This window comes from Gordonia sp. NPDC003376, from assembly GCF_053589235.1.
On the sequence record NZ_JBSFRM010000002.1, the window covers coordinates 172,818 to 199,040 of the forward strand.

At 67.7% G+C, this 26,223-nt stretch carries 27 protein-coding genes; 10 read left to right on the forward strand and 17 right to left on the reverse strand.

The genetic code is table 11. From position 1 onward, the window contains the following. From ACWDUA_RS02990 to thrS, 11 genes are all read right to left on the reverse strand, one after another. Nucleotides 1–855, reverse strand: coding sequence for an acyl-CoA thioesterase (locus tag ACWDUA_RS02990; protein ID WP_449749510.1), 855 nt, complete (start codon nt 853–855; stop codon nt 1–3). A gap of 25 nt (nt 856–880) precedes the next feature. Next, nucleotides 881–1,381, reverse strand: coding sequence for a response regulator transcription factor (locus tag ACWDUA_RS02995; protein ID WP_449749511.1), 501 nt, complete (start codon nt 1,379–1,381; stop codon nt 881–883). Between the two features lie 148 nt (nt 1,382–1,529). Continuing rightward, a complete protein-coding gene (locus tag ACWDUA_RS03000; RefSeq protein WP_449749512.1) occupies nt 1,530–2,258 on the reverse strand; it encodes a hypothetical protein in 729 nt (242 codons plus the stop codon). Beyond that, nucleotides 2,255–3,259, reverse strand: coding sequence for a PP2C family protein-serine/threonine phosphatase (locus ACWDUA_RS03005; protein ID WP_449749513.1), 1,005 nt, complete (start codon nt 3,257–3,259; stop codon nt 2,255–2,257). The genes ACWDUA_RS03000 and ACWDUA_RS03005 overlap by 4 nt, the downstream gene beginning before the upstream one ends. Nucleotides 3,260–3,362: 103 nt before the next feature. Next, nucleotides 3,363–4,283, reverse strand: coding sequence for a pyridoxal 5'-phosphate synthase lyase subunit PdxS (gene pdxS / locus ACWDUA_RS03010; protein WP_449749514.1), 921 nt, complete (start codon nt 4,281–4,283; stop codon nt 3,363–3,365). A 145-nt stretch (nt 4,284–4,428) separates the two neighbouring features. Continuing rightward, a complete protein-coding gene (locus ACWDUA_RS03015) occupies nt 4,429–4,971 on the reverse strand; it encodes an NUDIX hydrolase (RefSeq protein WP_449749515.1) in 543 nt (180 codons plus the stop codon). Between the two features lie 131 nt (nt 4,972–5,102). Then, nucleotides 5,103–6,227 (reverse strand): glycosyltransferase family 4 protein, encoded by a 1,125-nt coding sequence (locus tag ACWDUA_RS03020; RefSeq protein ID WP_449749516.1) that lies wholly within the window; start codon nt 6,225–6,227, stop codon nt 5,103–5,105. Continuing rightward, entirely contained in the window at nt 6,224–7,156 is a 933-nt protein-coding gene (locus tag ACWDUA_RS03025; RefSeq protein WP_449749517.1) for a phosphatidylinositol mannoside acyltransferase, read from the reverse strand. The genes ACWDUA_RS03020 and ACWDUA_RS03025 overlap by 4 nt, the downstream gene beginning before the upstream one ends. Then, entirely contained in the window at nt 7,153–7,860 is a 708-nt protein-coding gene (gene pgsA / locus ACWDUA_RS03030; protein WP_449749518.1) for a phosphatidylinositol phosphate synthase, read from the reverse strand. Before pgsA ends, ACWDUA_RS03025 begins: the two co-directional genes overlap by 4 nt. After that, nucleotides 7,854–8,603: an HIT family protein gene (locus ACWDUA_RS03035; RefSeq protein WP_449749519.1), complete on the reverse strand. Its 750-nt coding sequence runs from the start codon at nt 8,601–8,603 to the stop codon at nt 7,854–7,856. The genes pgsA and ACWDUA_RS03035 overlap by 7 nt, the downstream gene beginning before the upstream one ends. Next, nucleotides 8,596–10,677 carry a threonine--tRNA ligase gene (gene thrS / locus ACWDUA_RS03040; protein WP_449749520.1) on the reverse strand — a complete coding sequence of 694 codons (2,082 nt, stop codon included), beginning with the start codon at nt 10,675–10,677 and terminating at the stop codon, nt 8,596–8,598. The genes ACWDUA_RS03035 and thrS overlap by 8 nt, the downstream gene beginning before the upstream one ends. 295 nt (nt 10,678–10,972) lie before the next feature. On the opposite strand from thrS, the gene ACWDUA_RS03045 reads away from it, so the two are divergent. Beyond that, nucleotides 10,973–11,557 carry a recombinase family protein gene (locus ACWDUA_RS03045; RefSeq protein WP_449749521.1) on the forward strand — a complete coding sequence of 195 codons (585 nt, stop codon included), beginning with the start codon at nt 10,973–10,975 and terminating at the stop codon, nt 11,555–11,557. After that, entirely contained in the window at nt 11,554–11,868 is a 315-nt protein-coding gene (locus ACWDUA_RS03050) for a hypothetical protein (protein WP_449749522.1), read from the forward strand. The genes ACWDUA_RS03045 and ACWDUA_RS03050 overlap by 4 nt, the downstream gene beginning before the upstream one ends. A gap of 61 nt (nt 11,869–11,929) precedes the next feature. Here ACWDUA_RS03050 and ACWDUA_RS03055 read toward each other — a convergent pair whose 3' ends face one another. Then, nucleotides 11,930–12,343 (reverse strand): TIGR02611 family protein, encoded by a 414-nt coding sequence (locus tag ACWDUA_RS03055; protein ID WP_449749523.1) that lies wholly within the window; start codon nt 12,341–12,343, stop codon nt 11,930–11,932. A gap of 189 nt (nt 12,344–12,532) precedes the next feature. On the opposite strand from ACWDUA_RS03055, the gene ACWDUA_RS03060 reads away from it, so the two are divergent. From ACWDUA_RS03060 to ACWDUA_RS03080, 5 genes are all read left to right on the forward strand, one after another. Beyond that, entirely contained in the window at nt 12,533–13,723 is a 1,191-nt protein-coding gene (locus ACWDUA_RS03060) for a hypothetical protein (protein ID WP_449749708.1), read from the forward strand. A 301-nt stretch (nt 13,724–14,024) separates the two neighbouring features. After that, a complete protein-coding gene (locus tag ACWDUA_RS03065; RefSeq protein WP_449749524.1) occupies nt 14,025–14,444 on the forward strand; it encodes a transposase in 420 nt (139 codons plus the stop codon). Nucleotides 14,445–14,908: 464 nt separating this feature from the next. Beyond that, a complete protein-coding gene (locus ACWDUA_RS03070; RefSeq protein ID WP_449749525.1) occupies nt 14,909–15,556 on the forward strand; it encodes an aldehyde dehydrogenase family protein in 648 nt (215 codons plus the stop codon). Nucleotides 15,557–15,637: 81 nt separating this feature from the next. Continuing rightward, a complete protein-coding gene (locus ACWDUA_RS03075; protein WP_449749526.1) occupies nt 15,638–17,308 on the forward strand; it encodes a GMC family oxidoreductase in 1,671 nt (556 codons plus the stop codon). 263 nt (nt 17,309–17,571) lie between these two features. Continuing rightward, nucleotides 17,572–17,937: an MBL fold metallo-hydrolase gene (locus ACWDUA_RS03080; protein WP_449749527.1), complete on the forward strand. Its 366-nt coding sequence runs from the start codon at nt 17,572–17,574 to the stop codon at nt 17,935–17,937. Between the two features lie 75 nt (nt 17,938–18,012). On the opposite strand, the gene ACWDUA_RS03085 is transcribed toward ACWDUA_RS03080, so the two are convergent. The 4 genes from ACWDUA_RS03085 to ACWDUA_RS03100 all read right to left on the reverse strand — a co-directional run bounded on the left by ACWDUA_RS03085 (nt 18,013) and on the right by ACWDUA_RS03100 (nt 20,803). After that, complete coding sequence (locus tag ACWDUA_RS03085; RefSeq protein WP_449749709.1) at nt 18,013–18,687, reverse strand: SDR family NAD(P)-dependent oxidoreductase; 675 nt, start codon at nt 18,685–18,687, stop codon at nt 18,013–18,015. Next, nucleotides 18,573–19,004, reverse strand: a complete 432-nt coding sequence (locus ACWDUA_RS03090; protein WP_449749528.1) for an SDR family oxidoreductase — start codon at nt 19,002–19,004, stop codon at nt 18,573–18,575. The genes ACWDUA_RS03085 and ACWDUA_RS03090 overlap by 115 nt, the downstream gene beginning before the upstream one ends. Before the next feature lie 7 nt (nt 19,005–19,011). Beyond that, the gene (locus ACWDUA_RS03095; RefSeq protein WP_449749529.1) at nt 19,012–19,293 is read right to left on the reverse strand and encodes an enoyl-CoA hydratase-related protein; all 282 of its coding nucleotides are present in this window, start codon (nt 19,291–19,293) and stop codon (nt 19,012–19,014) included. 130 nt (nt 19,294–19,423) lie between these two features. Next, on the reverse strand, nt 19,424–20,803 hold the full coding sequence (locus tag ACWDUA_RS03100) for an MFS transporter (protein WP_449749530.1): 1,380 nt from the start codon (nt 20,801–20,803) through the stop codon (nt 19,424–19,426). Between the two features lie 159 nt (nt 20,804–20,962). Here ACWDUA_RS03100 and ACWDUA_RS03105 point away from each other — a divergent pair, with 159 nt between their 5' ends. Further along, nucleotides 20,963–22,267, forward strand: coding sequence for an MmgE/PrpD family protein (locus tag ACWDUA_RS03105; RefSeq protein ID WP_449749531.1), 1,305 nt, complete (start codon nt 20,963–20,965; stop codon nt 22,265–22,267). A 374-nt stretch (nt 22,268–22,641) separates the two neighbouring features. On the opposite strand, the gene ACWDUA_RS03110 is transcribed toward ACWDUA_RS03105, so the two are convergent. Next, nucleotides 22,642–23,787 carry a serine hydrolase domain-containing protein gene (locus ACWDUA_RS03110; protein ID WP_449749532.1) on the reverse strand — a complete coding sequence of 382 codons (1,146 nt, stop codon included), beginning with the start codon at nt 23,785–23,787 and terminating at the stop codon, nt 22,642–22,644. A gap of 203 nt (nt 23,788–23,990) precedes the next feature. Here ACWDUA_RS03110 and ACWDUA_RS03115 point away from each other — a divergent pair, with 203 nt between their 5' ends. Next, nucleotides 23,991–25,475: an AMP-binding protein gene (locus ACWDUA_RS03115; protein ID WP_449749533.1), complete on the forward strand. Its 1,485-nt coding sequence runs from the start codon at nt 23,991–23,993 to the stop codon at nt 25,473–25,475. 67 nt (nt 25,476–25,542) lie between these two features. Next, complete coding sequence (locus ACWDUA_RS03120; protein ID WP_449749534.1) at nt 25,543–26,133, forward strand: QsdR family transcriptional regulator; 591 nt, start codon at nt 25,543–25,545, stop codon at nt 26,131–26,133. Nucleotides 26,134–26,223: the final 90 nt, after the last annotated feature.

The following is a 26,223-nucleotide window of genomic DNA, read 5'->3' on the forward strand; positions in this document are numbered from 1 at the left end:
TCACCGATCCGTCCGGGCGTGTTGATCGGCGGGCATCAGACGGCCCGTGCGGCTCAGCCCTTCCTGGGTGACCGCGGCGACCATCCGGCCGCTGCGGTCGAAGATCCGGCCCTGGGTCAGTGCGCGTCCGGCGCCGGCCGACGGCGAGGTCTGGTCGTAGAGCAGCCAGTCGTCGGCGCGGAAGGGGCGCATGAACCACATGGCGTGGTCGAGTGAGGCGATCTGGGGTTCGATGCCCGGATGCGGCACCTTCGACGATCCGAGCAGGGTCATGTCGCTCATGTAGGCGAGGGTGCAGACGTGCATCGTCTGGTCGTCGGGCAGCGGTTTGCGGTAGCGGAACCACACGCGTTGCTGGGCGGCGAAGTAGTCGGAGGTCACCATCTGTTCGCGCGGGACCACGCGCAGATCGAAGTTGTTCCATTCCTTGAGGACGGCGTTGGCGTCGTCGCCGTACTCGTCGATCCGGTCCGGCAGTGATTCCGGTTCCGGCGCCGGGGGCATGCGGTCCTGGTGCTCGATGCCCTCGTCGTGGGTGACGTGGAACGACGCCGACATCATGAAGATCGCCTCGCCGCCCTGGATGCCGGTCACGCGGCGGGTGACGAAGGACCGGCCGTCGCGGATACGGTCGACCAGGAAGACCGCCGGGATGTCGGGGTTGCCCGGCCGGAGGAAGTAGCCGTGCAGGGAGTGGACGGCGAACTCGTCGCCCACGGTATGGGTCGCCGACACGAGGGCCTGACCGGCGACCTGCCCTCCGAAGGTGCGACGCAGATAGCTCTCGAAGGCGCCGCCACGGTAGATGTCGGTCTCGATCCGTTCGACGCGGAGGATGTCCTCGATGTCTGCCACCGGAACAGTATCCCCCACCCGTCCCTCAGAGCTCGTCGAGGGAGACCAGCCCGTCCTGCACGGCGCGGGCGACGAGGCCGGCCTTGGTCGGGGCGGCGCGACCGATCTCGGCGTACTTGGCGCGAATCCGGGTGAGGTGGGTGTTGACGGTGCCCAGCGAGATGAACAGTTCCTGCGCCACAGCGGGCTTGGAATCGACCATCAGCCAGGTACGCAGCACCTCGACCTCGCGGGTGGTGAGGCTCGGGCGCGGCAGTTCGGGAACGGCCGGGGCCTCGGGCTCGGGGGCGGGCACCGCGCACATTGGGCGGACCGGCGCCGGAACCGGGACCTGCTGACCGGGCAGCGGCATCCGCCGGGCGGCCAGCCGGGCGAGGGCCTCGGTCCGGCGACGGTCGGCGTCGGCCCGGCGGCGCGCGTCGGTGGTGACGGCTCCGGGGGTCCGGGAGCCGGCGGCGCGGGAGGTGAAGGCGCCGGGGGCGTGGGCGATGCGGCTCGGCGAGATGGGGGTGGCGATGGCGGTCATCGTGTTCTCCTCGTGTTCCGTTCGGTGCGACCCGGTGCGATCTCCGGTGTTGCACGCAACGTTATGAGGGATTCCACGGTCGGTCGATGGGGAGAACTCCCCTGCCCACGGGGAGAAGTACCCATGCCATCGTCGCAGGTCAGAAGGGTCAACTCGCGGCGTTACGCGCAGCCTCGGCGTCGATGAGGGGTAGATCTGCCCGGGTGACCATCCGGGACGCCACGGCGTACTCGACGAGCTTGGCCCGACGGTTGCTGGCGAGCTTCCCGCCGCCGGCCCGCATACCGCTGACGCCGAGCTGATCGAGCTTGTCGCAGACGTTGTCGAGCTTGCGGTTGAACTTGGTGATCGGCCAGCCGAGGCGGGCGGCGGCCTGTGCCGACGACGGGATGGAGCTCGATCCGCTGCCCTCGCGGCGCAGTGCCTCCTCGGCGAGCACGATGATGAGCAGCTTCTGGCTCTCGGTGAGAGTCGGGACACCCTGGGTGGTGCGGCCCCCGGAAAACGACTGCTGGGTGACCGGCCGGACCTGCGGGGCGGTCGCGTAGACACTCAGTTCGTAGGTGGTGGGTCCGGCGGTGAAGACGATGGTGGTCTCGCCGAAGACCAGGGGCATCCGTGCACCGGGACCGAGGGTGGCCGAGAACCCGACGTCACCGGCCGAGACCGTCGCCGACAGGTGGCTACCGAGATTGCTCAGCCACCACAGGCCATTCTCGTTGTGCAGCACCAAGAACTGGCGATGCAGGTAGGGGTTGTCGTCGACCGACAGGTCCGCCTCGCGACCGATGGTGAACCGGCGGTCGCCGCTCAGCGGGAATCGCTCGCCACAGAACTCGACGTAGGTCATCCCGGCCGGTACGGATGCGGCCATCATCGATCCCCGGTCGGGTCGCCCGCTTCCTCTGCGCCGAGCTCGGGTGCTGCGACCGCCTCGGCGATCTCGGCGGGTTCGGCGGACTCTCCGGTCGGCGCGGGGGCCTCGGCACCTGTGTCGGCTTCGGACGCGTCGGCGTCCGCGGTCGTCTCGACGCCGTCGGTGGTGATGGTCGCCACGTCGGCACCGTCGACGGCGGGCATGCGGATGGTCGACACCGACTCGTGGACGTCGACGACGATCACGGTCACGTTGTCGTGTGCCCCGAGCGCGAGAGCCGCCTCGACGAGGTCGTCGGCGGTCTGGACGGCGGCCTCCCCCTCGCCCAGGATCCGGGCGATCTCGTCGTCGGGCAGTTCCCCGGTGAGGCCGTCCGAACACATCAGGAGGATGTCGCCGGGCAGGGCGACGGTGGAGAAGTAGTCGGCGACCGGGTCGATCATCCCGGCCCCGAGGGCCCGCGTGATCACGTTGCGGCGCGGGTCGGTGCGCGCGTCCTCGGGGGTGAGGAAGCCGGCGTCGATGAAGTCCTGGACCTGCGAATGGTCGCGGGTCAGCTGTTGTAGCGTGCCGTGCTGGTAGCGGTACGTGCGGGAATCGCCGATGTTGAGGATCAGCCAGTACGGCTCCTCGTCGACCGTCACGAGGACCGCACCGGTCGCGGTGGTGCCCGCGCGCCGCTCGGAGGCGGTCTCGATCTCCGAGATCCGGGTCTGCGCCTGGTCGAGCAGGTCGATCAGCGACTTCTGGGTCTCGATCAGTTCGCCGGAGCTCTCCACCCCGGCCAGGGTGAGCAGTGCCGCCTCGCTGGCGACCTCACCGCTGTCGTGTCCGCCCATGCCGTCGGCGAGCAGATAGGTGCCGGGCAGCGCCAGTGCTGCGTCCTCGTTGGTCTCCCGGACCATGCCGACGCTGCAGCGCACCGCCCACTCCAGTCGCAGATCGCCGACGAAGTGCGTCCCCGAGGTCGATTCGTCGCGGACGATACTCACCGAATCCATGATCAGCAGATACTACCGGCGAGCACCCGCCGGACGACGGCAGACCACACCGGTGCGCCCAGGTTCATTCGAGCGGTTCACGTGTGGTCTGCCGTCGGTGTGGTCACCAGCCGCGTTCGGCCAGACGATGCGGCTGCGGGATGTCGTCGACGTTGATGCCGACCATTGCCTCGCCCAGCCCGCGCGACACCTTGGCCAGCACATCGGGATCGTCGTGGAAGGTGGTGGCCTGCACGATCGCCGCCGCCCGCTGCGCCGGGTTGCCCGACTTGAAGATGCCCGAACCGACGAACACGCCCTCGGCGCCGAGCTGCATCATCATCGCCGCATCGGCCGGGGTGGCGATCCCACCGGCGGTGAACAGCGTCACCGGCAGCTTGCCCGCCTTGGCGACCTCTACCACCAGGTCGTACGGCGCCTGCAGCTCCTTGGCCGCGACATACAGCTCGTCCTCGGGCAGCGAGGTCAGCCGGCGGATCTCGTCGCGGATCTTGCGCATGTGGGTGGTCGCGTTGGACACATCACCCGTTCCGGCCTCACCCTTCGACCGGATCATCGCCGCGCCCTCGGTGATCCGGCGCAGGGCCTCACCGAGGTTGGTGGCACCGCACACGAACGGCACGGTGAACGCCCACTTGTCGATGTGGTTCGAGTAGTCGGCCGGGGTCAGCACCTCCGACTCGTCGACGTAGTCGACACCGAGGCTCTGCAGGATCTGCGCCTCCACGAAGTGACCGATCCGGGCCTTCGCCATCACCGGGATGGACACGGTGTTGATGATGCCGTCGATCATGTCCGGATCCGACATGCGCGACACGCCACCCTGGGCCCGGATGTCGGCCGGCACACGCTCGAGCGCCATCACCGCGACCGCACCGGCGTCCTCGGCGATCTTCGCCTGCTCGGGGGTGACCACGTCCATGATCACGCCGCCCTTGAGCATCTCGGCCATCCCGCGCTTCACTCGCGCTGTGCCCTGACCGGTGTCCGACCCGGGAACGTTGCCTGACTGGGATTGGCTCACTGAAAGTCTCCTGGTTCTCGCATTGATCCCGATCCGCGTGGGATGCGGATCGTCCTGGTACCAGGATAGGTGAGCAGATCGACGGGGTTCCGGCAGGTGGCGACCGGTCACGGTCGCGGCACCCGCAGCCGACCGCCCGACTCGGTCACTCAGGTGCGTCGCCCGACCCCGGGGTCATCCGTTCGACGATCTCGAAGTAGTGCGGGCGGGCCGAGCGGCCACCGAGTCGAAGGGCCCGCACCAGGAATCGATCGGCGAGGGCACGGGTGTCGCGGACCGCGTCGTTGTAGAACCGGCGGGCCATCATCACCCGGGTCTCGGCGTCGGCGAGCTCACCGACGAGGCCCGAAGGTCGACTGTCGGCGTCGACGCGGCCCAAGGCCACCGACAACGCGTTCTCGGCGTCCTCTCGGGTCTCCCAGGACGCATGTTCGGCCGCATCCGCACAGGTCAGGAGCTCATGCGCGGCAGCCCTCGTCTGCGGGTCGTCGACGGTCGCCATCCATGCCGCGATCGCCCGGACCACCACGGTGCGACGATCGAGCGCCGACTCGAGTGATTGCCGGGCGAGGTCGACGCGCACATTGAGTCGGTCGAGCCGATTGGCGCGGCCGTAGAGCCAGCCGCCGGCGATCAGCAGCACCAGCACGACCACCAGGACGATCGTGATCACTGCAGAGTCCGTCACGTCGTCATCTCCTGCTGGTCAATCGGCTCGGTCGGGCACACGGTTCGGTCGGGCACACGGTTCGGTCGGGCACACGGCTCGGTCGGGCACACGGCTCGGTCCGACGGGGGTTCGGGTGGGACACCACCGATTCAGTCGGACACCACCACCGGGCCGGCCCCCACGGTCACGGTCTCGTAGACGCGCATGATCTGATCGGCCACCCGCGACCAGTCGTAGCGTTCGGCCCGGGCCTCCCCGGCGGCGACCAGTTCGGACCGTGCCTCGTCGTCACCGAGCAGGGTGATGATGCCGTCGGCGAGTTCGTCCGCGGCTCCCACCCCGACCAGCATCCCGGCGCGGCCGTCGTCGAGCACCCGGCGGAACGCGTCGAGTTTGGACGCGATCACCGCGGCCCCGGCGGCCATCGCCTCCACCAGCACGATGCCGAAACTCTCACCGCCGAGGTTGGGTGCCACATACACGTCGGTGGACGCGAAGGCCCGGGCCTTGGTGACGTCGTCGACACGGCCGAGGAACACCAGGTGGTCGGCGAGCTCCCCGGCACGGCGGCGCAGCGCCTTCTCGTTGCCGCCCCCGACGACGAGCACCCGGACGTCCGGGAACTCGGCGACCACCCTCGGCAGGGCCCGCATCAGGATGTCGATGCCCTTGCGCGGCTCGTCGAAGCGCCCGAGGAACAGGATCGACCGTCCCGGCCACGGGTATCCGTCGAGCGGCTCGGCGGAGGCGAAGAACGGGTAGTTGATGCCGTTGGGGATCTCCACCGCGTCGGAGCCGAGGGCCTCCATCTGCCAGCGCCGGGCGAGCTCGGAGACGGCGATCTTGCCGGAGATCCGTTCGTGGTACGGCCGCAGAATTCCCTGGAAGACGGTGAGCCACAACGATCGTGAGGTCGACGTGTGGAAGGTGGTGACAATCGGTCCGAGCGCCACCATCAGGGCCATCATCGACAGACTCGGCGAATTGGGCTCGTGTACGTGTAGCACGTCGAAGTCGTTGTCGTCGATCCACCGTCGAAGCCGTCGGTATCCGCGCGGACTGAAGTTCACCCGCGACACCGACCCGTTGTACGGCAGTGCCAGCGCCGGGCCCGCCGAGACGACGTACTCGGGCAGCTGGGTGTCCGCGTCGGCGGGCGCGATCACGCTGACGTGATGCCCCCGCTCGAGATAGACCTGTGCGAGTTCGACGACATGGGCCTGCACACCGCCGGGCACGTCGAAGGAGTACGGGCACACCATCCCGATCCTCATGCGTCGCCTGCGATCCGGGCACGTTGCCGATCGGTCCAGTCCGATTCCCACAGCGGCTGCAGCATGTGCCAGTCGGTCGGATGTGCAGCGATGTTCACCGCGAATGCGTCGGCGAGGGCCTGGGTCGCGGCCTCCACACCGACCGACACGTCGATCTCCTCACCGCAGCTGACCATCGAACCGGGCGCGTCGGTGAACCAGTGGTGCACCGGCAACAGCACCGCACCGGTCTCGATCGCCAGCCGCGCCGAGCCGGCGGGCATCCGGGTCTTCTCCCCGAAGAACGTGACCGGCACACCGTGGCGGGCGAGGTCACGCTCCCCCAACAGGCACACGATCTGGCCGTCGCGGAGGCGGTCGGCAAGGAGGCCGAACGGTGGCTGGTCTCCCCCGCTGAGCGGGAAGATCTCGAATCCCAGGGACTCGCGGTACTCGACGAACCGGTTGAACAACGACTCCGGGCGCAACCGTTCGGCGACGGTCGCAAAACTGGCGTGGTTCTGCACCAGCCACACCCCGGCCATATCCCAGTTGCCGGTGTGCGGCAACGACAGGATCACGCCCTTACCCTGCGACAGCGCCGCATCGAGGCGGGCGCGGTCCGGCGGCGGAACGTCGACGGTGGCCGCGGTCTCGGCGAGGTCCTGGGCGGGCAGCCGGAAGGCCTCGTACCAGTAGCGGGCGTACGAGCGCATGGCGTCGGCGACGAGATCGTCGGGTACCTGATCGGGCGTGGTGCCGACCACGCGGGCAAGGTTGCGGCGCAACTGTTCCGGACCACCGTTGCGGCGGCCGGCATAGCGGCCGATCCGGTCGAACGCGGCGCGTGCGAGTCCGTCCGGGGCATGGCGGACACCCGCCCACCCCGTCCGGTATCCGAGGTCGGTGGCCGATTCCTTCAGGCGCCCGAACTGCCCACCGAGACTCACTGGGCCGGCTCGTCGGAGTCGGAATCGGCACCCGTGCCGGATTCGGTGTCGGGGCCGGATTCGGTGTCGGGGCCGGCCGGCTTGGCCAACGGGATCAGCTCGCGGGCCCCCGGCGACGATGCGATCGACCACATGCGCTGGCCGACGGTGATCACGCTGCCGACGGCGAGCAGCCACATCGCCACGTGGATGGCCCACCACAGGCCCAGTCCGGTCAACCCGGCACCGACGAGCACGATGATCAGCCGGTCCGGGCGCTCGATGAGTCCGCCGTCGCCGTTGAGGCCCGCAGCCTCCGCGCGTGCCTTGGCATACGAGATGACCTGCGAGGTGACCAGGCAGATCAGGGTCGCCACGAACAGCAGCTGGTGCGGATCGTTCCAGGCACACCACCAGGCGAGTCCGGCGAAGATCGCGCCGTCGGCGATGCGGTCGCAGGTGGCGTCGAGGACCGACCCGAACCGGGTGCCGCCGCCGCGGGCGCGGGCCATCGCACCGTCGAGCATGTCGAACATGACGAACAGCCAGATGACCATGGTTCCCCAGAACAGGTGGCCCGTGGGGAACAGGGTCAACGCCGCGGCCACGGTGGCGACCGTGCCGATCAGCGTCATCATGTCGGGGGTCAGCCCGGTGCGCAGCAGGGCCCGGCCGATCGGGAGGGTCACCTTGGACACCGAGGCGCGGCCCCGAATGCTCAGCACCGATCTGCTCCTTCCGGCCCTCCGGCCGTGACGTCGTCGAATCGGTGCCAGGCGTCGGCGAGCAGCGCGCGGGTGTCGCGGAGCAGTTGCGGCATCACCTTGGTTCCGCTGACCACGGTGATGAAGTTGGCGTCACCCACCCATCGCGGCACGATGTGTTGGTGGAGGTGTTCGGCGAGCGATCCGCCGGCCGCATAGCCCAGGTTGAGTCCCACGTTGAACGCGTTCGGGTTGGACACCGCCTTGATGGTGCGGATCATCCGCTGGGTGAACGCCATCAGTTCGGCGGACTCCCCGGGGGTGAGTTCCTCGAGGTCGGCGACCTGCCGATAGGGCACCACCATGGTGTGGCCCGGGTTGTACGGGTACAGGTTGAGCACCGCGTACACGTGCTCGCCGCGGGCGACGACCAGTCCGTCTTCATCCGACATCCGCGGGATGTCGAGGAAGGGATGGCCCGATGTCTTGGGTTCGCCGGTCTGAGGTTCGCCGGCCTGGGGTTCGCCGGTCTGGGGTTCGCCGGTCTGGGGTTCGCCGGTCTGGGGTTCGCCGGACGTGGCCGCACCGGTCTCGGTGTCCGCGTCTCCCGACTCCGAATCCCCACTCGGGGCATCCCGGGTCTGGGGTACCTCGGCGGTGATGTAGGTCATCCGATGCGGGGTCCACAGACGCTGGAGCCGATCGGCGTCGCCGGTCCCGCAGTCGCGGATCTCGGTCTCCAGCGCGTCCGGGCCGTCAGCCATCGCTGCTCCCCGCGGCCGCACTCACGGGCTCGGGGTTCACCAGGTCTTTGCTGGGCGACTCGTTGCGTCGGGAACCGACCCAGTCGACGATGGTCTCGATCGCCTGTGCCACCGGCACCCCGTTGACCTGGGTACCGTCACGGAATCGGAAGCTCACCGCGCCCGCCTCGACGTCGCGTTCCCCCGCCAGCAGCATGAACGGCACCTTCCCAGTCGTGTGGGTGCGGATCTTCTTCTGCATGCGGTCGTCAGAGTAGTCGACCTCGGCGCGGATGCCCTGCTTGCGGAGTGCGTCGACGACTCCCTGCAGGTGGTCGGCGAAGGCCTCGGCCACCGGGATGCCCACCACCTGCACGGGTGCGAGCCACGCCGGGAACGCACCGGCATAGTGCTCGGTGAGCACACCGAAGAACCGCTCGATCGATCCGAACAGCGCGCGGTGGATCATCACCGGACGCTGCTTGGTGCCGTCAGGTCCGGTGTACTCGAGCTGGAAGCGTTCGGGCAGGTTGAAGTCGAGCTGGATGGTCGACATCTGCCAGCTGCGGCCGAGTGCGTCCTGCACCTGCACCGAGATCTTGGGGCCGTAGAACGCGGCGCCTCCCGGATCGGGGACGAGGTTCAGACCCGATGCCTCGGCGACCTCGCGCAGTGTGTCGGTGGCCTCGGTCCACAGTGCGTCGTCGCCGACGAACTTGTTGGGGTTCTTGGTCGACAGCTCGAGGTAGAAGTCGTCGAGCCCGTAGTCCTTGAGCAGCCCCAGTACGAAGTTCAGCGTGGTGGTCAGCTCGTCGCGCATCTGCTCCTTGGTGCAGTAGATGTGCGCATCGTCCTGTGTCATGCCGCGGACGCGGGTGAGTCCGTGGATCACGCCCGACTTCTCATACCGATACACCGAACCGAACTCGAACAGGCGCAGCGGCAGCTCGCGGTAGGAACGTCCGCGCGACCCGAACACCAGGTTGTGCATCGGGCAGTTCATCGGCTTGAGGTAGTAGTCCTGGCCGGGCTTGCGGACCGTGCCGTCCTCGTTGAGCTCCTCGTCGATGTGCATCGCCGGGAACATGCCGTCGCGGTACCAGTCGAGGTGGCCGGAGACCTCGTACAGATGACCCTTGGTGATGTGCGGCGAATAGACGAAGTCGTAGCCCTCCTCGACGTGCCGCTTACGCGAGTAGTTCTCCATCTCCTGACGGATGATGCCGCCCTTGGGGTGGAACACCGGCAGACCCGAGCCGAGCTCGTCGGGGAAGCTGAACAGGTCGAGCTCCGCACCGAGCTTGCGGTGATCGCGACGCTCGGCCTCGGCGAGCAGGTCCAGGTACTCCTGCTGGGCGTCGGCCGATTCCCATGCGGTGCCGTAGATACGCTGCAGGGCCGCATTCTCCTGGTCACCACGCCAGTAGGCGGCCGAGCTGCGCGTGAGCTTGAACGCGGCAATGTACTTGGTGGTGGGTACGTGCGGGCCACGGCACAGATCGCACCAGATGCGCTCGCCGGTACGAGGATTGAGGTTGTCGTAGACGGTCAGCTCCTTGCCGCCGACCTCCATGACCTCCTTCTCGTCGAAGCTGCCCTTGTCGTCGATCAGCTCGAGCTTGAACGGTTCGTTCGACAGCTCGACCTTGGCCTCGGCCTTGGACGCGTAGACACGACGGGAGAACTTCTGCCCCGACTTGACGATCTGCTTCATCTTCTTCTCGAGGGCGGCGATGTCCTCGGGCGTGAAGGGGTCGGTCACGTCGAAGTCGTAGTAGAAGCCGTCCTTGATCGGCGGACCGATACCGAGCTTGGCCTCCGGGAACAGCTCCTGCACGGCCTGCGCGAGGACGTGTGCGGTGGAGTGGCGGATCACGCTGCGGCCGGCCTCGGTGTTGGCCGCGACGGGCTCCACCTCGGTCTCGAGTTCGGGCGCCCACGACAGGTCGCGCAGCATGCCCGACGCGTCACGGACGACGACGATCGCCTCGGGTCCCTTGTTGGGCAGGTCGTGCTCCCGCAGCGCGGTGCCCGCGGTGGTCCCAGCAGGCACACGGATCGTGGCTGGGTGACTCACCTTGACTTCGTCGGGCACGGCGAACGCTCCTCCGGGGATCGGCCTCGGGACACCACACGGCGCCCGTCGGCAAAACGGGTTTCCGACGTCGATCGTATCGAGTGGACCCGACATTCCGGGTCGCCGGTTCCCCCTCCCGGCGCATCACTCCGTATTTCGAGACATTCGAGAAAACATCTCGAATTTTTTCGCGACGTCTCATGTTGCGTATGGTCGCCATTTACAAGTGTTTTGCTGCGTCCTTCGACGACGTCTCACAACACACGGGGTCTCAATACCGATACCTGATCGTGTTTCGAGATAGATTCGGTCAATGTCCTCCGACGCATCGACCGCGACCCTCCTCGGGTACGCGCGCGCCCGGCCCCGTGCCGGTTCCCTCGACGAGCAGATCGACGAGCTCACCGGGACCGGCGTCGCCGCCAACCGCATCTACACCGACACCGCGGTCCTGCCCGGGGCCGAACGGCCCGGGATGACCGCCCTGCTCGACTACGCCCGCCGCGGCGACACCGTCGTCGTGGCGGGTATGGATCGGCTCGGCCGGTCGACCCCTGAGGTGATGTCCACCGTGCGTGACCTGGGTGAACGAGGGCTGCGGTTGCGCTCGTTGCGGGAACGGATCGACACCACCGAACCGGCCGGCCACATGATCGTCGGGGTGCTCGCGTCGCTGTCGGAGCTCGACGACGAGCAGGCACCCGGTCGGCGGGTGGCCGCTCGAGGCACCCGCCGCACCAGCGCGACCGTCGGGCGTCCCCGCGCACTCACCCCCGACCAGATCGAGCAGGCCGAACGCATGCGTGCCAACGGCGAGCCCGTGCCCCGGATCGCCGCGGCGCTCGGAGTGAGTCGCGCGACGTTGTATCGCACCCTCGCCACCAAGGAGGCCCGGTGATCAGTATCACGGCGGTGTGCGACACCGCCCACCTCGACGCCCTCGAGTTCCGGCGCGGTATCGAGGCCGCCTACGCCGACCTCGGGGCGCTGCCGCTCCCGTGGGCGCGCCACCACGCGGCGAGCACCCTGGCCGGCCGACCGTCGGACGCCGAGCCCCCACGGGCCGATCCCCCACGGGACGCCGAGCCCTCGGCGCATGGTGTCGAGTCGCTCGCCGTCGATGCCGAGGCCGGCCTGTCGGCGTCGAGCTACTCGCGCGGGTATCGCGCGGCGTTGCACGGATTCCTGCGCGACGGTCCCCGACTCTAGGTGACACCCGTCGCGGGCGAATCACGTCAAGGATCGGGCCCTGTCAGAGGATCGGGTTCGGTCAGAGGATGGGACTATGTACCCAGTCCGCATCGACGTCGACCCATCCGGCGACGGTGCCGAACACACCCAGCATCCACATCGACGCCAGCACCACCAGGCAGGTGCCGAGCCCGAAGACGCCCTGCACCGCCCAGTGCTGCTGACGGAACCACTCCACCCAGGCGTCGTACTTGGTGCGCGCGAATCCCAGCAGCCGGTGCGCCCAGGAGAACTCCGACGCCAGGATGCCCAGGCCGAGAAAGACGATCAGCCAGCCCGGTCCCGGATACGGGATGGCGACGATGCCGCCGGCCAGCACGAGCGCGCCCACTACACCGACCGTGATGCGGTAGGTGAGATTCAACTCCGGTCGACGCCGGATCACGTAGCGCCGCTTGCGCGCCCAGATCCGCAGCCGCTTCCACGCCGACATGCTCGACCACTCCCCTGAGATCGCTCCGGGCCGGTGTCACCCGTTCGGGTCAGGATACGTGGGCCGCGCGACATCGATCTCAGGGCGCGCACCCGCGAGTGCCGTGATCCGAGTCCACCCAACTGCAGGGCGCATCCGGGTCGCCTCTGTGAGACTGAGCAGGTGATTCGCACACTCCGGCTTCTCCGCATGGTGTCGGCAGCGGTACTGCTCACCGTCCTGGGCGCGTCGGCCGCCCACGCCGCGCCGACCCCGCAGGGCACCACACCCGGGCCGGTGTGTGCCTGGCAGTTCATGTCCAACGCGAACGATCTGAACGTCGCGTTCCCCGACAGCAACGCCACCTACTGGGTGATGCCGTACGCGCTCGGCGCCGGCGATTCGATCAGCCTGTCGGGACAGTTCCCGCAGGCCCGGTATTTCTCGCTGAACACCTACGGCACCGATTTCGACACCATCGACACCCTGCGCGACAACCAGATCACGCCGGATCGTGGCAGCTCCAACCCGTTCGCCCAGGTGTCGCCGAACCGATCGGGGCGCAGCTGGCACGCGACAGTGGTCCCGCGGGCGGCCGATCCGTCGCGCAACGAGATCAGCGGCCTCCCGACCACCGGCACCCAGCGCGTCCCGGTGGGCTTCCTCATCGTGCGCGTCTACGTCCCCGACGACCCCAACTCGCCCAACGGTGATGTCGCCCTGCCCACCATGACGATGCATCTGGGCGGCGCGACCATCCCCCTGCGCCCCTGCGCATCCCCGCTCGCCCTCTCCGGCGACTCCGCACTGATGAAGGCGCTGTTCGACCGCCTCGTCAGCACCGGCGGCGGTTCCGCGCCGGAGGCCACCTTCACCAATCCGACGACGACCGGCGGACTGTTTCCCAACGGCGACAACAAGTATCTCGCCGCGGCGGTGACCTACCAGCCCGGCCGGGTCGTCGTGGTCCGCGGGAAGGCACCCTCGTTCCCCGACACCACCGCCGGGACGTCGGCGGCGGTGCCGCGCGACCTGCGGTACTGGTCGATGTGCCAGAACGACAGGGTGAGCCCCTACCCCGTCGTCGGCTGTGCGGCCGATCACCAGACCGCGCTCGACGCCGACGGGTACTACACGTATGTGGTCGCCGCACCGCAGGATCTGGCCGTGCCGACCGATGCGAGCCAGACCCTGATCGGCTGGGGCAGCACCGCCGTCGCCGACAAGGTGCTGATCATGCGGAACATGCTCCCGTCGGCCGGGTTCTATCCGCAGTCGGTCCAGGCGTCACAGGCCGCCCACTCCGATCCCGCGACGTCGATGGGCGCGTACTACCCACGCGGCACCTACTGCCGGGTCGACGTGCTGCGCAGCCAGGGATGGCAGGGCTGCTATCGGTGACACTCGCGAGGGAGACTGCGGCGTGGCGGCGTACGAGACCGCCCGGTGAAACACGGGGAACGTTCGCGGCCAGGGCCGACGACACCACCGCAGGGCGACTCGATCTCGATGTCCTCGATGTCCTCGATGTCATAAGCGTTGTCCTGGTTACGATCAGAACAACCAGCCACAACGTCGGCGCCATCTCGACCCGGGTGGCCGGCACTCAGAACCATCGACCACCTGGACGACCTGCGGCGCATCGCCAGCGATGAGATCGCCCACCGCACAGGTCACCGATACGTGACAACGCACCGCGCCGTTGACCCATGTCGGCGCTGACGCCGCCGAATACATGACGACGATCGTCACCGAGCGCGCCCCAGACGCCATCAGGTGCATGGACCCGTTCCACGTGGTCCAGTGGGCGACAAGAGCTGTGGACCGAACCCGACAACGGGACATACATCGGATCCCGGGCCTGAGCAGAGTTGAACGACGGAATCTGCGGTGGGCGTTGCTGAACGATCCAGAGAACCTGACCGACACCCGGTTCGGATCTGCAGCACACAGTCGGTTCTCGGGCAAACGGCGAGTTGGCCCGTGCGTGTCAACTCCACGAGCAACCACGGCATCTGTTCCACGGAATCTTCTCCACGGCAAGCACAACGACCCCTGGCGGACGATCGAGCTGCGTATCCGACTCTCCCGCAGCATCATTGACCTGCAGAACGATCACTAGAGTCACTCTTCCACCCCGTTGCGGCACCTGGACGATCCAACCGCCACCGGCTGCGGAACCGTGACCATCCCCTTCACCGTTCGCCGGCACCGGGCGTTGTCGCCGACCTCCAGTGCGACGGCCGGGGCAGCGGGTCGGCCCTTGTAGCGGTCGGCGTCAGCACCGGCGATCGCCCACCTTTGCCACAACGCTCCTTCTCATCGTGCTCGATGCCCCCGCCCCTTCTGTTCCATCATCAGTGCTCACCGACGAGCCCGGGCGGTCCGTGAGCGGGCATACGGACTCGTCCAGCGGCACACGGTCCGCATGCGCACTCGGCCGCCCCACCCCAAAGGTCGCAGCAAGGCTGTACATGAGGCCTTGACATCGAAGGTGATACGCGACACACTTCGTCGTACCGTTCAACGGCATGTTATGCCGCACAGCGGTCCAGTGCGTAGGTGAGCCCCGAAAGGCAAGGCCAGGTGACGACAACAGCAGCTCCCGTCGCGACGACGTCGGCAGCCGTCTCCCACCCCCCGATGTGGATCGGTGGCGCGGCCGTCGACTCCGATGGGCGAGTCGAGATCCGCAGCCCCGCGACGAAGGATCTCGTCGCCACCGTGGCGACGGGCCGTACCGGCCACGCCGACTCCGCCGTGGCCCTGGCCACGACCAGCGTCGAGTCGGGTGTCTGGTGCGACCGGCCGCCGGCCGAGCGCGCGGACGTGCTCGACCGGGTCGCTGCGCCGCTCGACGCACGGACCGACGCACGGATCCAGGAACTCGCCGAGCTGCCCTCGAGAGAGAACAACGCGCCGGTCCGGTTCGCACGATGGGTGCACGTGGGCCTTCCCGCACAGGAACTCCGCGACTGCGCCGGGCTTGCGCACCCACCAGTGGGTCAAGCCTGTTCCGGCGTTGGCGGACATGGGCATCGGATCACCCTGCAGGGAGTGCTGGAGAGCGATTCGCTTTCCCCAGGAGTTCATCCCCGAGCTGATCTCCTACACCACCGATGGCCGGTTCCCCATCGACGGGCCGATGACGGCGTTCCCCGTCGACCGGATCGGCGACGCCGTCGAGGCCATGAGGCCGCCGACGTGAACACGCCTGTCCTGACCGTCATCTGAGCGCACCGGCCGGCCCCGACGGGCACGCAAACCCGTGGCGTCGAGCCACAGAACAGAGTCACAGTGAGAGGAAGTCACAACATGTACGACTACATCGTCGCTGGAGCGGGCTCGGCGGGCTGTCTCGTCGCCAACCGGCTCAGCGAGAAGCACCGGGTGCTGCTCATCGAAGCCGGCGGCCCCGATGACAACCCGTGGGTGGAGATCCCCCTCGGGATGCAGCGCCTCCTCGGCGACCCCACCGCGGTGTGGCCCGACCGGACCGAGCCGGCCGAGGAGATCGCCGGCCGCTCGATTCCGCTGGTACAGGGTCGGATCATGGGCGGTTCGAGCTCCGTGAACGGCATGATGTACGTCCGCGGCCAGCGCGAGGACTACAACAGCTGGGCCGAGGTGGCCGGCGACGCGAGCTGGTCCTGGGACGAGGTGCTCCCGTACTTCCGCAAGCAGACGTCATACCCCGACGGCGACCCCACCTATTTCGGCGCCGACGGTGAGCTCAAACTGAGCTCGCTGACCACGGTGCACCCCACCACCGTCGCCTACATCGAGGCCTCGCAGGAGGCCGGGGTCCCGCTCAACAAGAACCAGAACAGCGGCGACCAAGTCGGCGTCGCGGTCGTCATGGGCAACATCCATCATGGCCGACGCCAGTCATCGTCCGTCGCCTTCATCGATCCCATCCGGGACCGCGACACGCTCGACGTGCTCACTGACGCCCGCGTGTCCCGCGTCCTCATCGAGGACGGTGCGGCCGTCGGCGTCGAGGTGATCGAGGATGGCGGGGCCACAAGGGAGATCCGCGCGGCCAAGGAGGTCGTGCTGTCGGCCGGGGCGATCGGCAGTGCCACGATCCTGCAGCTATCGGGCATCGGCGACGCGGGGCACCTCGGCTCACTCGGCATCGAGGTGGTCTCCGACCTTCGCGGCGTCGGCCGGAACCTCCAGGACCACCTGTTCGGCCACGTCAAGTTCAAGCTGCGCGACGAGAGCGACAGCATCAACGCGACCATGAGCGACGAGGGTCGGCTCGACGAGGCCATCGAGGAGTGGCGTGAGCACGGCACCGGCACCCTCAGCAGCACCTCCTCGCAGGCACTCATCTTCTTTGCCGCGGACCCCGGGCAGACCAACCCCGACGTCCAGCTGGCGATGCGCCCGTACTCGTTCGGCATCTCCGAACAGGGCGTGCTGGGCATCGACCCGTTCCCCGGCATGATGATCTCGTCCATCGCCGCGCGCCCGTTCAGCGCAGGCGTCACCCGCATCGTCTCCGCCGACCCGACGGTGCGACCCCTGATCGACCCCGGCTACCTCACCGACGAGCGCGACATCGACCTGCTCTCCGCGGGCATCGCCAAGGTGCGCTCGATCGCCGCGCAGCCGGCGCTGGCCTCGCACATCGAGGCCGAGCTGGAACCCGGCCCCGACGTGAGTACCCCCGAGCAGATGGCCGACTACCTGCGCAACACGGTCTCGACGGTGTACCACCCGGTCGGGACATGCCGCATGGGCACCGAGGACGAGGCCGTCGTCGACGCGCAACTGCGGGTGCGCGGCGTCCGCGGGCTGCGGGTGATCGACGCGTCGATCATGCCGAGCATCACCTCCGGCAACACCAACGCCCCGACGTATCTGATCGCCGAAAAGGGCGCGGCGATGATGCTCGCCACATCGGGCGGCTCCACCGTCGCGGGACGTATCCCGCAATCCGAACGAGAGAAAGCCACCATGGCCATCACCCTTGAATGAAGCACCGTCGACCCGGTCCACGAGCAGCCGCTGGACGCCGTCGTCGTCGCGGACGCTCAGCCCGCGGCGCTCAAGCCGACCTTCCCAAACGCCCGCTACCTCTTCATGGGCGTCGAGTTCCGGCACTGGGAGGAGGCCAGCAAGCAGGAGGTGGCCCACCCCGCCGCTGACGCGCCCGAGCTCGACCACGTGCTGGCCTCGACCACGTGCTGGCGCTGTCCCAGGATACCCAGGTCAATACTATCGAGCAGTCGGTCCGCCGCGTGCAGGACGCTGGCCAGATCGACCTCGTCGACGAGTACGGCGAGATCGCCCCCGGCGTCGTCCTGGTCCTGAACCCAGGGCACACACCCGCCCACACCAGCGTCAGCATCCGTTCGGGCGACGATCACCTCTTCCTGACCGGCGACGCCTTCCACCACCCCGGGCAGGTCGCGCATCCCGAGTGGGCCGCGCTCAGCGACGTCGACGGCGAGCAGAGCACCGCGACGCGCCGCCGAATCCTCGCCGAGTTCGTCGACACCCCGACGATCGTGCTCGGCAATCACTTCGCGCAGCCCTCGATGGGGCGGATCGTCTCCGACGGGTCAGGTGGGTACATCTTCGACACGACGGGTCTCGACGCCTGACGTTCGCGCGTGATCGCGCGGGAGCCGGGTTCGGTGAGGGAGCCCGGGCCGCGCGAGCAACGAGATGGGGCGCCGTCATCGAGATCCGATGACGGCGCCCCTTCTCTCGTTCGTTCGGCGCGTCAGCCCTGCGCTGCGGCCGAGACCTCGGCCACTGCTGCCAGGTGTTGATCCGGTCGGCGTACACAGCCCCGGACGATCTACAGCGGGTCGGAGGCGCAGAAGACCCGAGGCGCAGAAGACCCGAGGCGCAGAAGACCCGAGGCGCAGAAGACCCGAGGCGCAGAAGACCCGCAGTGACGGGTTCTCCGCGTCGACGATCTCAGGCAAGGCACCGCCCACAGCTGCGGGGCTTCCCGGGACCGTGCTCGCCGACGCCTCGGCGAACAGAGCGGGAGGTCGCGGCGAACAGGGCGGGACGCCTCGGCGAACAGGGCGGGAGGCCTCGGCCGCGACCTCCTGGCCGACGCTGTCGGTGAGGCCCTCAACCGCGCATTTCGACGTGTGGCACCCACCCGGGTTCACGAAGGTCACCAGGCCGCCGATCGTAGAGACCTGGACGATGCGCCTGCGCTGCTGGGCGCGCATCATCGGCAGCGCGGCCTGCGTGACCCACCACACGCCGCAGTGGTTGGTCACGAGCTGATCCCTGATCTCGTTCTCGCTGAGCTCTTTTCGACGGCGCCGTACCGCCCGCAGCCTGCGTTGTGGACGACCACATCGAGCTGCCCGAAATGCTCGTGTGCCGATGTGACTGCGGCGAAGGCCGCATCCCGGTCGGTGACGTCGAGCCGAATTGGCAGAACCGCGTCGCCGAACTGATATGTGGACCGTCGCCGTCTGCCGATCCTCGTGGCCGGCGGGTGACGAATCGTGGTCGTACGGCAGGCCGATCGGCGGGGACCACCGTGCTGACGAGGCCACACTGGGCGGCGTCGGCGCCCGTCGTAGAGCGGTTGGTAAGCGTGAGGTCGAGCGCGACCGCCGCGCCGGCGCGAGTGGTCAGGAACCAGGTCGCTCCACCAATCGGGGCCGCAGCGGGCCGCGACGTAGGCGGCCTTCAGCACGGCATCTTCAAGCCATCAGAACGATGTCCGCACACAGCGCCACACCGACACCTCCGCCGGTGATGGTGCCGTGCACGATCGACATCACCGGGATCGACGACCCGAATACCGTCACGGTGCCGCGGTGCATTCCTCCCGCGATCTCGGCGGGGTGCCACGGTCGTTCGCGTCGGCGAAGGCACGCAGATCCCCCCACACAGAACACGGTTCCCTCTGCGTCGAGCACCACGACCCGCACGGATGGGACCCCTACCGCGGCGGCCCCCCCCCCGGCGAATGCGGTGGGCATATCCGAGCCGGGTCCATTCCCAGCTCCTCGGACCAGGGTGATCCCGGCGGCCGAGCCCTGGAAGGCCGGTCGCGCCCGCTCCAGCCGATCCTGCGCGGTCAATGAATCCCGCCGTCCTTGCTTCCTGGCGCTACTGCCGGCCTGACGTACCGACAGTCGAGTTGATGTCGCTGAGCGTGCGACCGAGTGTGCGCTCTCCGAACAACTGCATCACCAGACCCGCGCAGAACACCGCACCGGCCAGGTAGAGGAACACGGCCGTGAATCCGAAGATCGACAGGATCGCCGCGATGAGGAAGCTGGTTCCGAACACCGCGAGACGGCCGATGCCGTTGCACAGGCCGGCGCCGAGACCACGGAGGCCCGTGGGGAAGATCTCGGGAAGATAGGTGTACATGATCGGCGTCGCGCTCTGCAGGAGCATGGTCACGAGCGTGCCGCTGGCGACGAGGATCAGGTTGCTTCCGGTGAAGCCGAAGACGAGCATGAGGACCGCCACTGCGGAGTAGACGAGGAACACGGCTGCGCGTCGCTCGATGCGGTCGATGAACAACACCGTGAACATCGCCCCCGGGACGGTCGCGAGCGACATGACGGACGTATAGGTGAGACTCTCCTTCGTCGTGAAGCCGTGCTCGGTGAGCAGGGTGGGAACCCAGGAGTTGTAGCCGTAGAAGCCCGACAGCGCCAGCGCCATGGCTGCCGCGAGCACGATGGTGCGCCGACGATATGCGCCATGAAAGAGGTCGCGGATGTGTCCGGTCACCACGATCGGCAACGTCTCAGGGGCGGGCAGCTCGCCGCCGAGCTTCTCCTTCGCCTCGCGCTCGAGACCGGAGACGATCGCATCGGCGGTGGCAGTATCGCCGTTCTCCGCGAGCCAGCGGGCGGACTCGGGAAGGTAGCGCGAGACGACGAGAATCAGCGGGATCCCCACCGATCCGAGGACGAAGATCCACCGCCACATGTCGAGCCCCAGCGGAACGATCGATCGCGCCGCCCAGGCCATGATCGGGATGCCGATCAGGCTGATGACGACGATCCACGTCTGCGCCCTGCCCCGGTAGCTCTGCGGGAACATCTCCGAGACGTAGGTCAGCACGATCACCGTGAGCGCCGCGAGCCCGACACCGGTCAGCACGCGATAGATCGCGAGATCCGTGGGGCCGAAGGAGAATGCCGACAGCAGCGAGAACACGGAGAAGATCACCGTCGCACCCATGATCGCCCGCTTCCGGCCGACCCGGTCCGCGACACGGCCACCGATCACCGAACCGACGAACATGCCGAGGAACGACGCCGCGGTGATGGTTCCGATGTCACTCACCGAAAGGCCCCAGTCCTTACGGATTCCGGGTGCGGCGTACGCGAAGGTGTTCAGGTCCGCCATGTCGACCACGAGAAGGGCGGCAAGCACGGCAAGCCATCGTCGGTGGGTACGGGTCATGGCCGGTATCCGGTTGAGCCTGCCACCGATCAGCTCGGGGCCGAGTTGGGTTTCGACGTTCACAGAATCTCCTCTTGTTTCACTGATTGGCACACTGTACCGTTCTGCGGTGTGGCGCTAATCACAGCGCATCGGCACCCGGACGTCAAGTCCCCGAGATGAGAACCGCGAGGATACGCAATGACACAGTCGGGCAAGCCAATTGACATTCAGCTCGCACGAATGGCTGCCGACCTGCGTCTCGAGCACGTTCCTCGCGACGTTCAGGAGGCAGCGCTCGACTGCATCGTCGACACGGTCGCCGTCACGCTCGCCGGAGCTGACGACCCTGTCCCCCAGGCTGTTGCAGCAGCATTGGCATCCACGGGAAGCGCCGTCATGATCGGCGGAGCCACGATGGCCAGCCCGCCGGATTCCGCACTGGTCAACGGGATCGCAGCGCACGTCCTCGACTTCGATGACTGGCTTCCGGCGGCGCGCATACACCCGTCCGCCGCCCTCACCGCAGCGGCACTCGCCGCTGCCCACGGAGAAGCGGCACGGGTGTCGGGACAACGACTGGTCGCGGCATACGTTGCAGGATTCGAGATTCAGGCGCGCATCGGTGCCTCGCTCGGTCCCTCGCACTACGACGCGGGCTTTCACCCCACAGCGACGATCGGTGTTCTCGGTGCCGCCACTGCGGCCTCGCATATCTCCGGCGCCTCGCCCGTGGAGATGGCCGATGCGTGGGGACTCGCCGCCACGAGTGCGGCGGGGCTTCGCGCTGCCTTCGGCACCGCCGCAAAGTCCATTCAGGTCGGGAACGCCGCACGGAACGGCGTTGTCGCGGCGCAACTGGCCCGTTCCGGTCTCTCGCCCTTGCCCATCCCCGTGCTCGACGACCGCGGATTCGCCGCGAGTCATGGCCACGCCGTCGATCACTCGATCGCGACGGAGCCCTTCGAATCACATTGGTATCTGAGTGAAGTCGCGGTGAAGGAGCATGCCTCTTGCTTCGGAACCCACGCACCGATCGATGCAGTTCTGGCCCTCCGAGATCATCTTCCGATCAATCGGATCGCCACCATCGAAGTCACTGTCTCCGAGGTGATGCGCACGGTGTGTGCGATTCCCGTCCCGATGACTGCGCTCGAGGGGAAGTTCAGCCTGGCGTTCACCACCGCACTCGCGGTGGTCCGCGGGCACTGCCGAGTGGCGGACTTCACGGACGAGGCCGTACAGGCATCCGATCTTCGCGAGGTGAGCCGGAAGGTCCGCCTCCATTTCGACGAGGATGTGTCACCGCAGTGGGCACGAGTGCAAGTCACCCTCGACAACGGCCAGGTCCTTCGGGCCGAACACGACTCGGCCCAGCCCATGCCCGCACATCGCCGACGGCAGGTGGCTCGCGACAAGCTCGCTGCTCTCGCTTCGGCCGGGGTTCGGCAGTCTCGCGCCGGAGAGATTCTCACGGAGATCGAGCGGCTTCTCACCGACGGCTCGGTCGCCGACCTGGCCCGTGTGTTGACCGTCAACGCGCCATGATCGTGAGAACGGCCTGGCGAGGTCGTCCAATCGACGCAGCACTGCCGCGCCACACAAGGCGCGCCCGGTGTACCGACCGCGACAGGTTCGATCGCCCAACGGTCCGATGAGGATCGTCGCTCGCGGCCGCATCCTGATGGCGTGCCACCGCGCCGGGACGCGCGTCGACCAGCGAAGGGCCCTTCACCGTGGTCGGTGACAGAAGGGCACCGAAAAGCGTTCCTGCGCTGCGAAGACCGATATGGTCGCCCTGACGACAGTGACCGCCCGCTTCGCCGCGACGAAGCACTGTCACACGTCATTGCCGAGTCAGATCCGGAGCAAGTGCAGTCAACTCGATCAGGTTTGTACAGATGAGCGGGCGAGCCGCACGATTACTCCAGACCTTCGTAGATCGCCGCCAGGTATGCGTTCGACAGCTCCGAACCGATGACCCCCGACGCCATCTTGTTCATGACATACGAGATCGTCAGGCCGCGATCGGGATGCATCACGATCATCGACCCGCCCCAGCCACCCCAGAAGCAGATGCGCCCATCATCAGGAATGGCGGGAACCGTGGCGGGTTCGGGGAGCGCATAGCCGATACCCCAGCGGAGCGGGACTCCGAGCACCAGATCGATGCCGCGGACTTGTTCATCGAAGATGAGGTCGATCGTCGAAGGGCCGAGCAGACGGACGCCGCCGACCTCGCCGCCCCTGGAGATCACGGACATCACCCGCGCCAAGGATCGCGCGTTGCCGTGCCCGTTGGTCGCTCCTATCTCGGCGCGACGCCATTGCGGCCAGTTGGCGGCCGCGGGGTCGGACACCGGACCGAAGAACGTCTTGTACGCGGGCGAACCCGGCGACATGGCGCTGAGGTCGAAGGAGCGTTTCTCATAGGGGACGATGTCGGCGACGCGAGAGTCGTCCTCGGGCCGAACGCCGATCTGGAAGTCGGCGCCGAGGGGCTCGGCGATCTCCGTGCGAACGAACTCCGTGAGCGTCAGTCCGCTGACGCGGCGGACAACCTCACCAACGAGGTGTCCGAGGTTGGCGCCGTGGTAACCGGAGGCCGTACCCGGCTTCCACCAGGGAGACTGCTCGGCAAGTCGCGCAGTCGCGGCCTCACGGTCGAACATGTCGACTATCTCGAAGGGCTGCTCCCATCCGGACACACCCGAGGTGTGGGACATGATGTGCCGCACCTCGATACCCTCTTTGCCGTTGGCAGCGAACTCGGGCCAGTAGGTCGCCACCGGCTCGCCCACGTCGAGCAAGCCGCGTTCCACCAGGATGAGCGCGGCAAGGTTGGTCACGGTCTTGGTTGAGGACCAGACGTTGACGATCGTGTCCTCGGTCCACGGCCGAGTACGCGCGGCGTCGGTGTGCCCACCCCAGAGATCGACCACGCGGTGACCGTCGAGGTCGACCGTGAGCGTAGCGCCCACCTCCGCACCGGACTCGAGGTTCTGGTCCAGCATGGCGCGCACCCCCTCGAGCCGAGGATCCGCATGTCCGTGGACGAGTTGACTCATGGTGCTACCTCCTGAGGAGTGAAGACGGATATGACCCGCGTCACACGCAACGTTATGTCTAAACGTTGCATCGGTCAACACCGAAGTCCGGCAGGACCGCTTGACAGGGCTGCAAACCTCCTCCAGAGTGTCAGTGCAACATCTGATCGATATGTTGCAGCATCGGGGTGTTCGCTCCACAATCACCACAATGAGGAGGTCACATGCCCAATCCAGTGGATCCGGTCCAGCGCCACGCGGAACAGACTCCGCACGCGGTCGCGATACGCGGCGACCAAGAGAACTGGTCGTACCAGCAGTTGATGAACGCCGCTGCAGCGTTCGGCGCACACCTCAGCACCGCGGGGATCGGACCCGGAGACCGTGTCGTCCTCATCGCGCCGGCGGTCCCGGAGTTCGTCGTGGCCTACCTCGGCATCCACGCAGCGGGGTGCGTGGTCGTTCCGATGAACCCGATGTCACGGAGTTCGGAGGTCGACTACGTCCTGGGCGACTCCGACGCCGGCCGGATCATCGTCTGGCATGAGGCGAGCACGGCGGCATACGACGCCGCAGTGGCGCGCCGCATCCCCATCGACGAACTCGGCACCCTGCACCCGGACACCTCTCGAGGGCACGGCCACACCGTCCATGACCTCGAGCCGGACGCTACGGCCGCGATCCTGTACACCTCCGGCACGTCGGGACGCCCGAAAGGTGCGGAGCTCAGCGTCGAGAACATCCTCGTCTCCGCCGAGATCGCGGTGGAGGCTCGGGCCACGACCACCGAAGACCGATTCGCCACCGCCCTGCCGCTCTTCCATATCTACGGGTACATCACGGTGATGATGGCGGCACTCACCGCCGGCGCATCGATCTCGCTGCTGAGCCCCTTCGACCCAGTGCATCTGCTCCATCTCATCCGCCGCGACCGGATCACCGTGGTCGCCGGGGTACCGACGATGTGGAATGCGATCCTCAGAGCCTCCGACGGCTTCGGCCCCGAGGACCTTTCAACCGTGGCGATCGCCATCTCAGGGGGTGCATCCCTCCCGGCCGAAGTGTGGCGCGGCCTCACCCAGACGTTCGAGTGCGAAGTCCTCGAGGGCTACGGGCTCACCGAAACGACATCCCTGGCGACCTTCAGCCGGCCGGGCAAACCGGTCAGGATCGGATCGGTGGGCCCCGCGGTACCGCGGACCGAGATCGAGATCAGGGCCGACGACGGCACCACATTGCCTGCAGGCGAACCCGGTGAAGTGTGGGTCCGCGGCCCCTCCGTGATGAAGGGCTACTGGCGACGTCCGGAGGCGACCGCCGAAGTGATGCGGGACGGATGGTTCCGCACCGGTGACATCGGTGTGTGCGACACCGACGGGGGCCTGCGGATCATGGACCGCCTCAAAGACCTCATCATCCGCGGCGGCTACAACGTCTACCCCGGCGAAGTGGAAGAAGTACTGTATACCCACCCCGACATCGTCGAAGCCGCCGTCCTCGGCGTACCGGACGACTACTACGGCGAAGAGGTGGCCGCGCTGGTCGTCCTGCGCGCCGACAGTGCACTGGCTCCGGAAGCGGTGACCGAATGGGCACGCGAACGCCTCTCACCGTACAAGATTCCGCGCATCGTGCACATCGTCGATGCACTCCCGAAAAGTGCGACCGGCAAGATCCTGAAGCGCTCGATCACGATCCCGATCAGCTGACGCCGCTCTCGATCACCGGCCTCGCCTGCTCCGAGGTTGCCCGTCTCCGGACCGCTAGTATGGGTCCGTGAGCCTCCCCGCCACGCCCGACCGCGCTGCCGTGACCCGACCGGGTACGGAACGGGCGCTGGCGTTGGCTCGCACGAAGCTGCTGTCCGGCGAACGCCTCGACCTGAACGCATTGGCGGCCGAGCTGGGCGTGGACCGGACCACCCTGTTCCGATGGGTCGGCAACCGCGACCAGCTCGCGATGAGCGCGATCATGTCGATCACCGTGCCGAGCCTGCGGCGAATCATCGTCGAGGCAGAGGGGGCCGGCGCCACAAAGGTCGCGGGGATCTTCGGTGAGTACGCCCGGATCTCGATCGAGGCGCAGTGGTTCCGTGTGTGGATCGAACGCGACCCGGAACGCGCCCTGCGCCTGCTGACCTCCAAGGCCAGTCCCTTGCAGCAGCACGTGGTCGAGGTCATCGAGCAACTACTGGTGGACGAGGCCGAGAGGGGGGGTCCGATCGGGATGCCGCTGCCCGTTCGCGATCTGGCCTACCTTCTGCTCCGGATCCTGGAGTCATTCGTATACGCGGATCTCATCGCCGGCGACGAGCCCGACTGGACGAAGGTCGAGGCAGCGGTCGCAGCTCTCCTGCGCCACCCCTGACGCCCACCTGCACCCCTTCCACCACCGACGCCGCCGCCTCGGCGCACCCCGGAGGCGGCGTCCGCTCGACGCGGACGCGCGTAAACTACC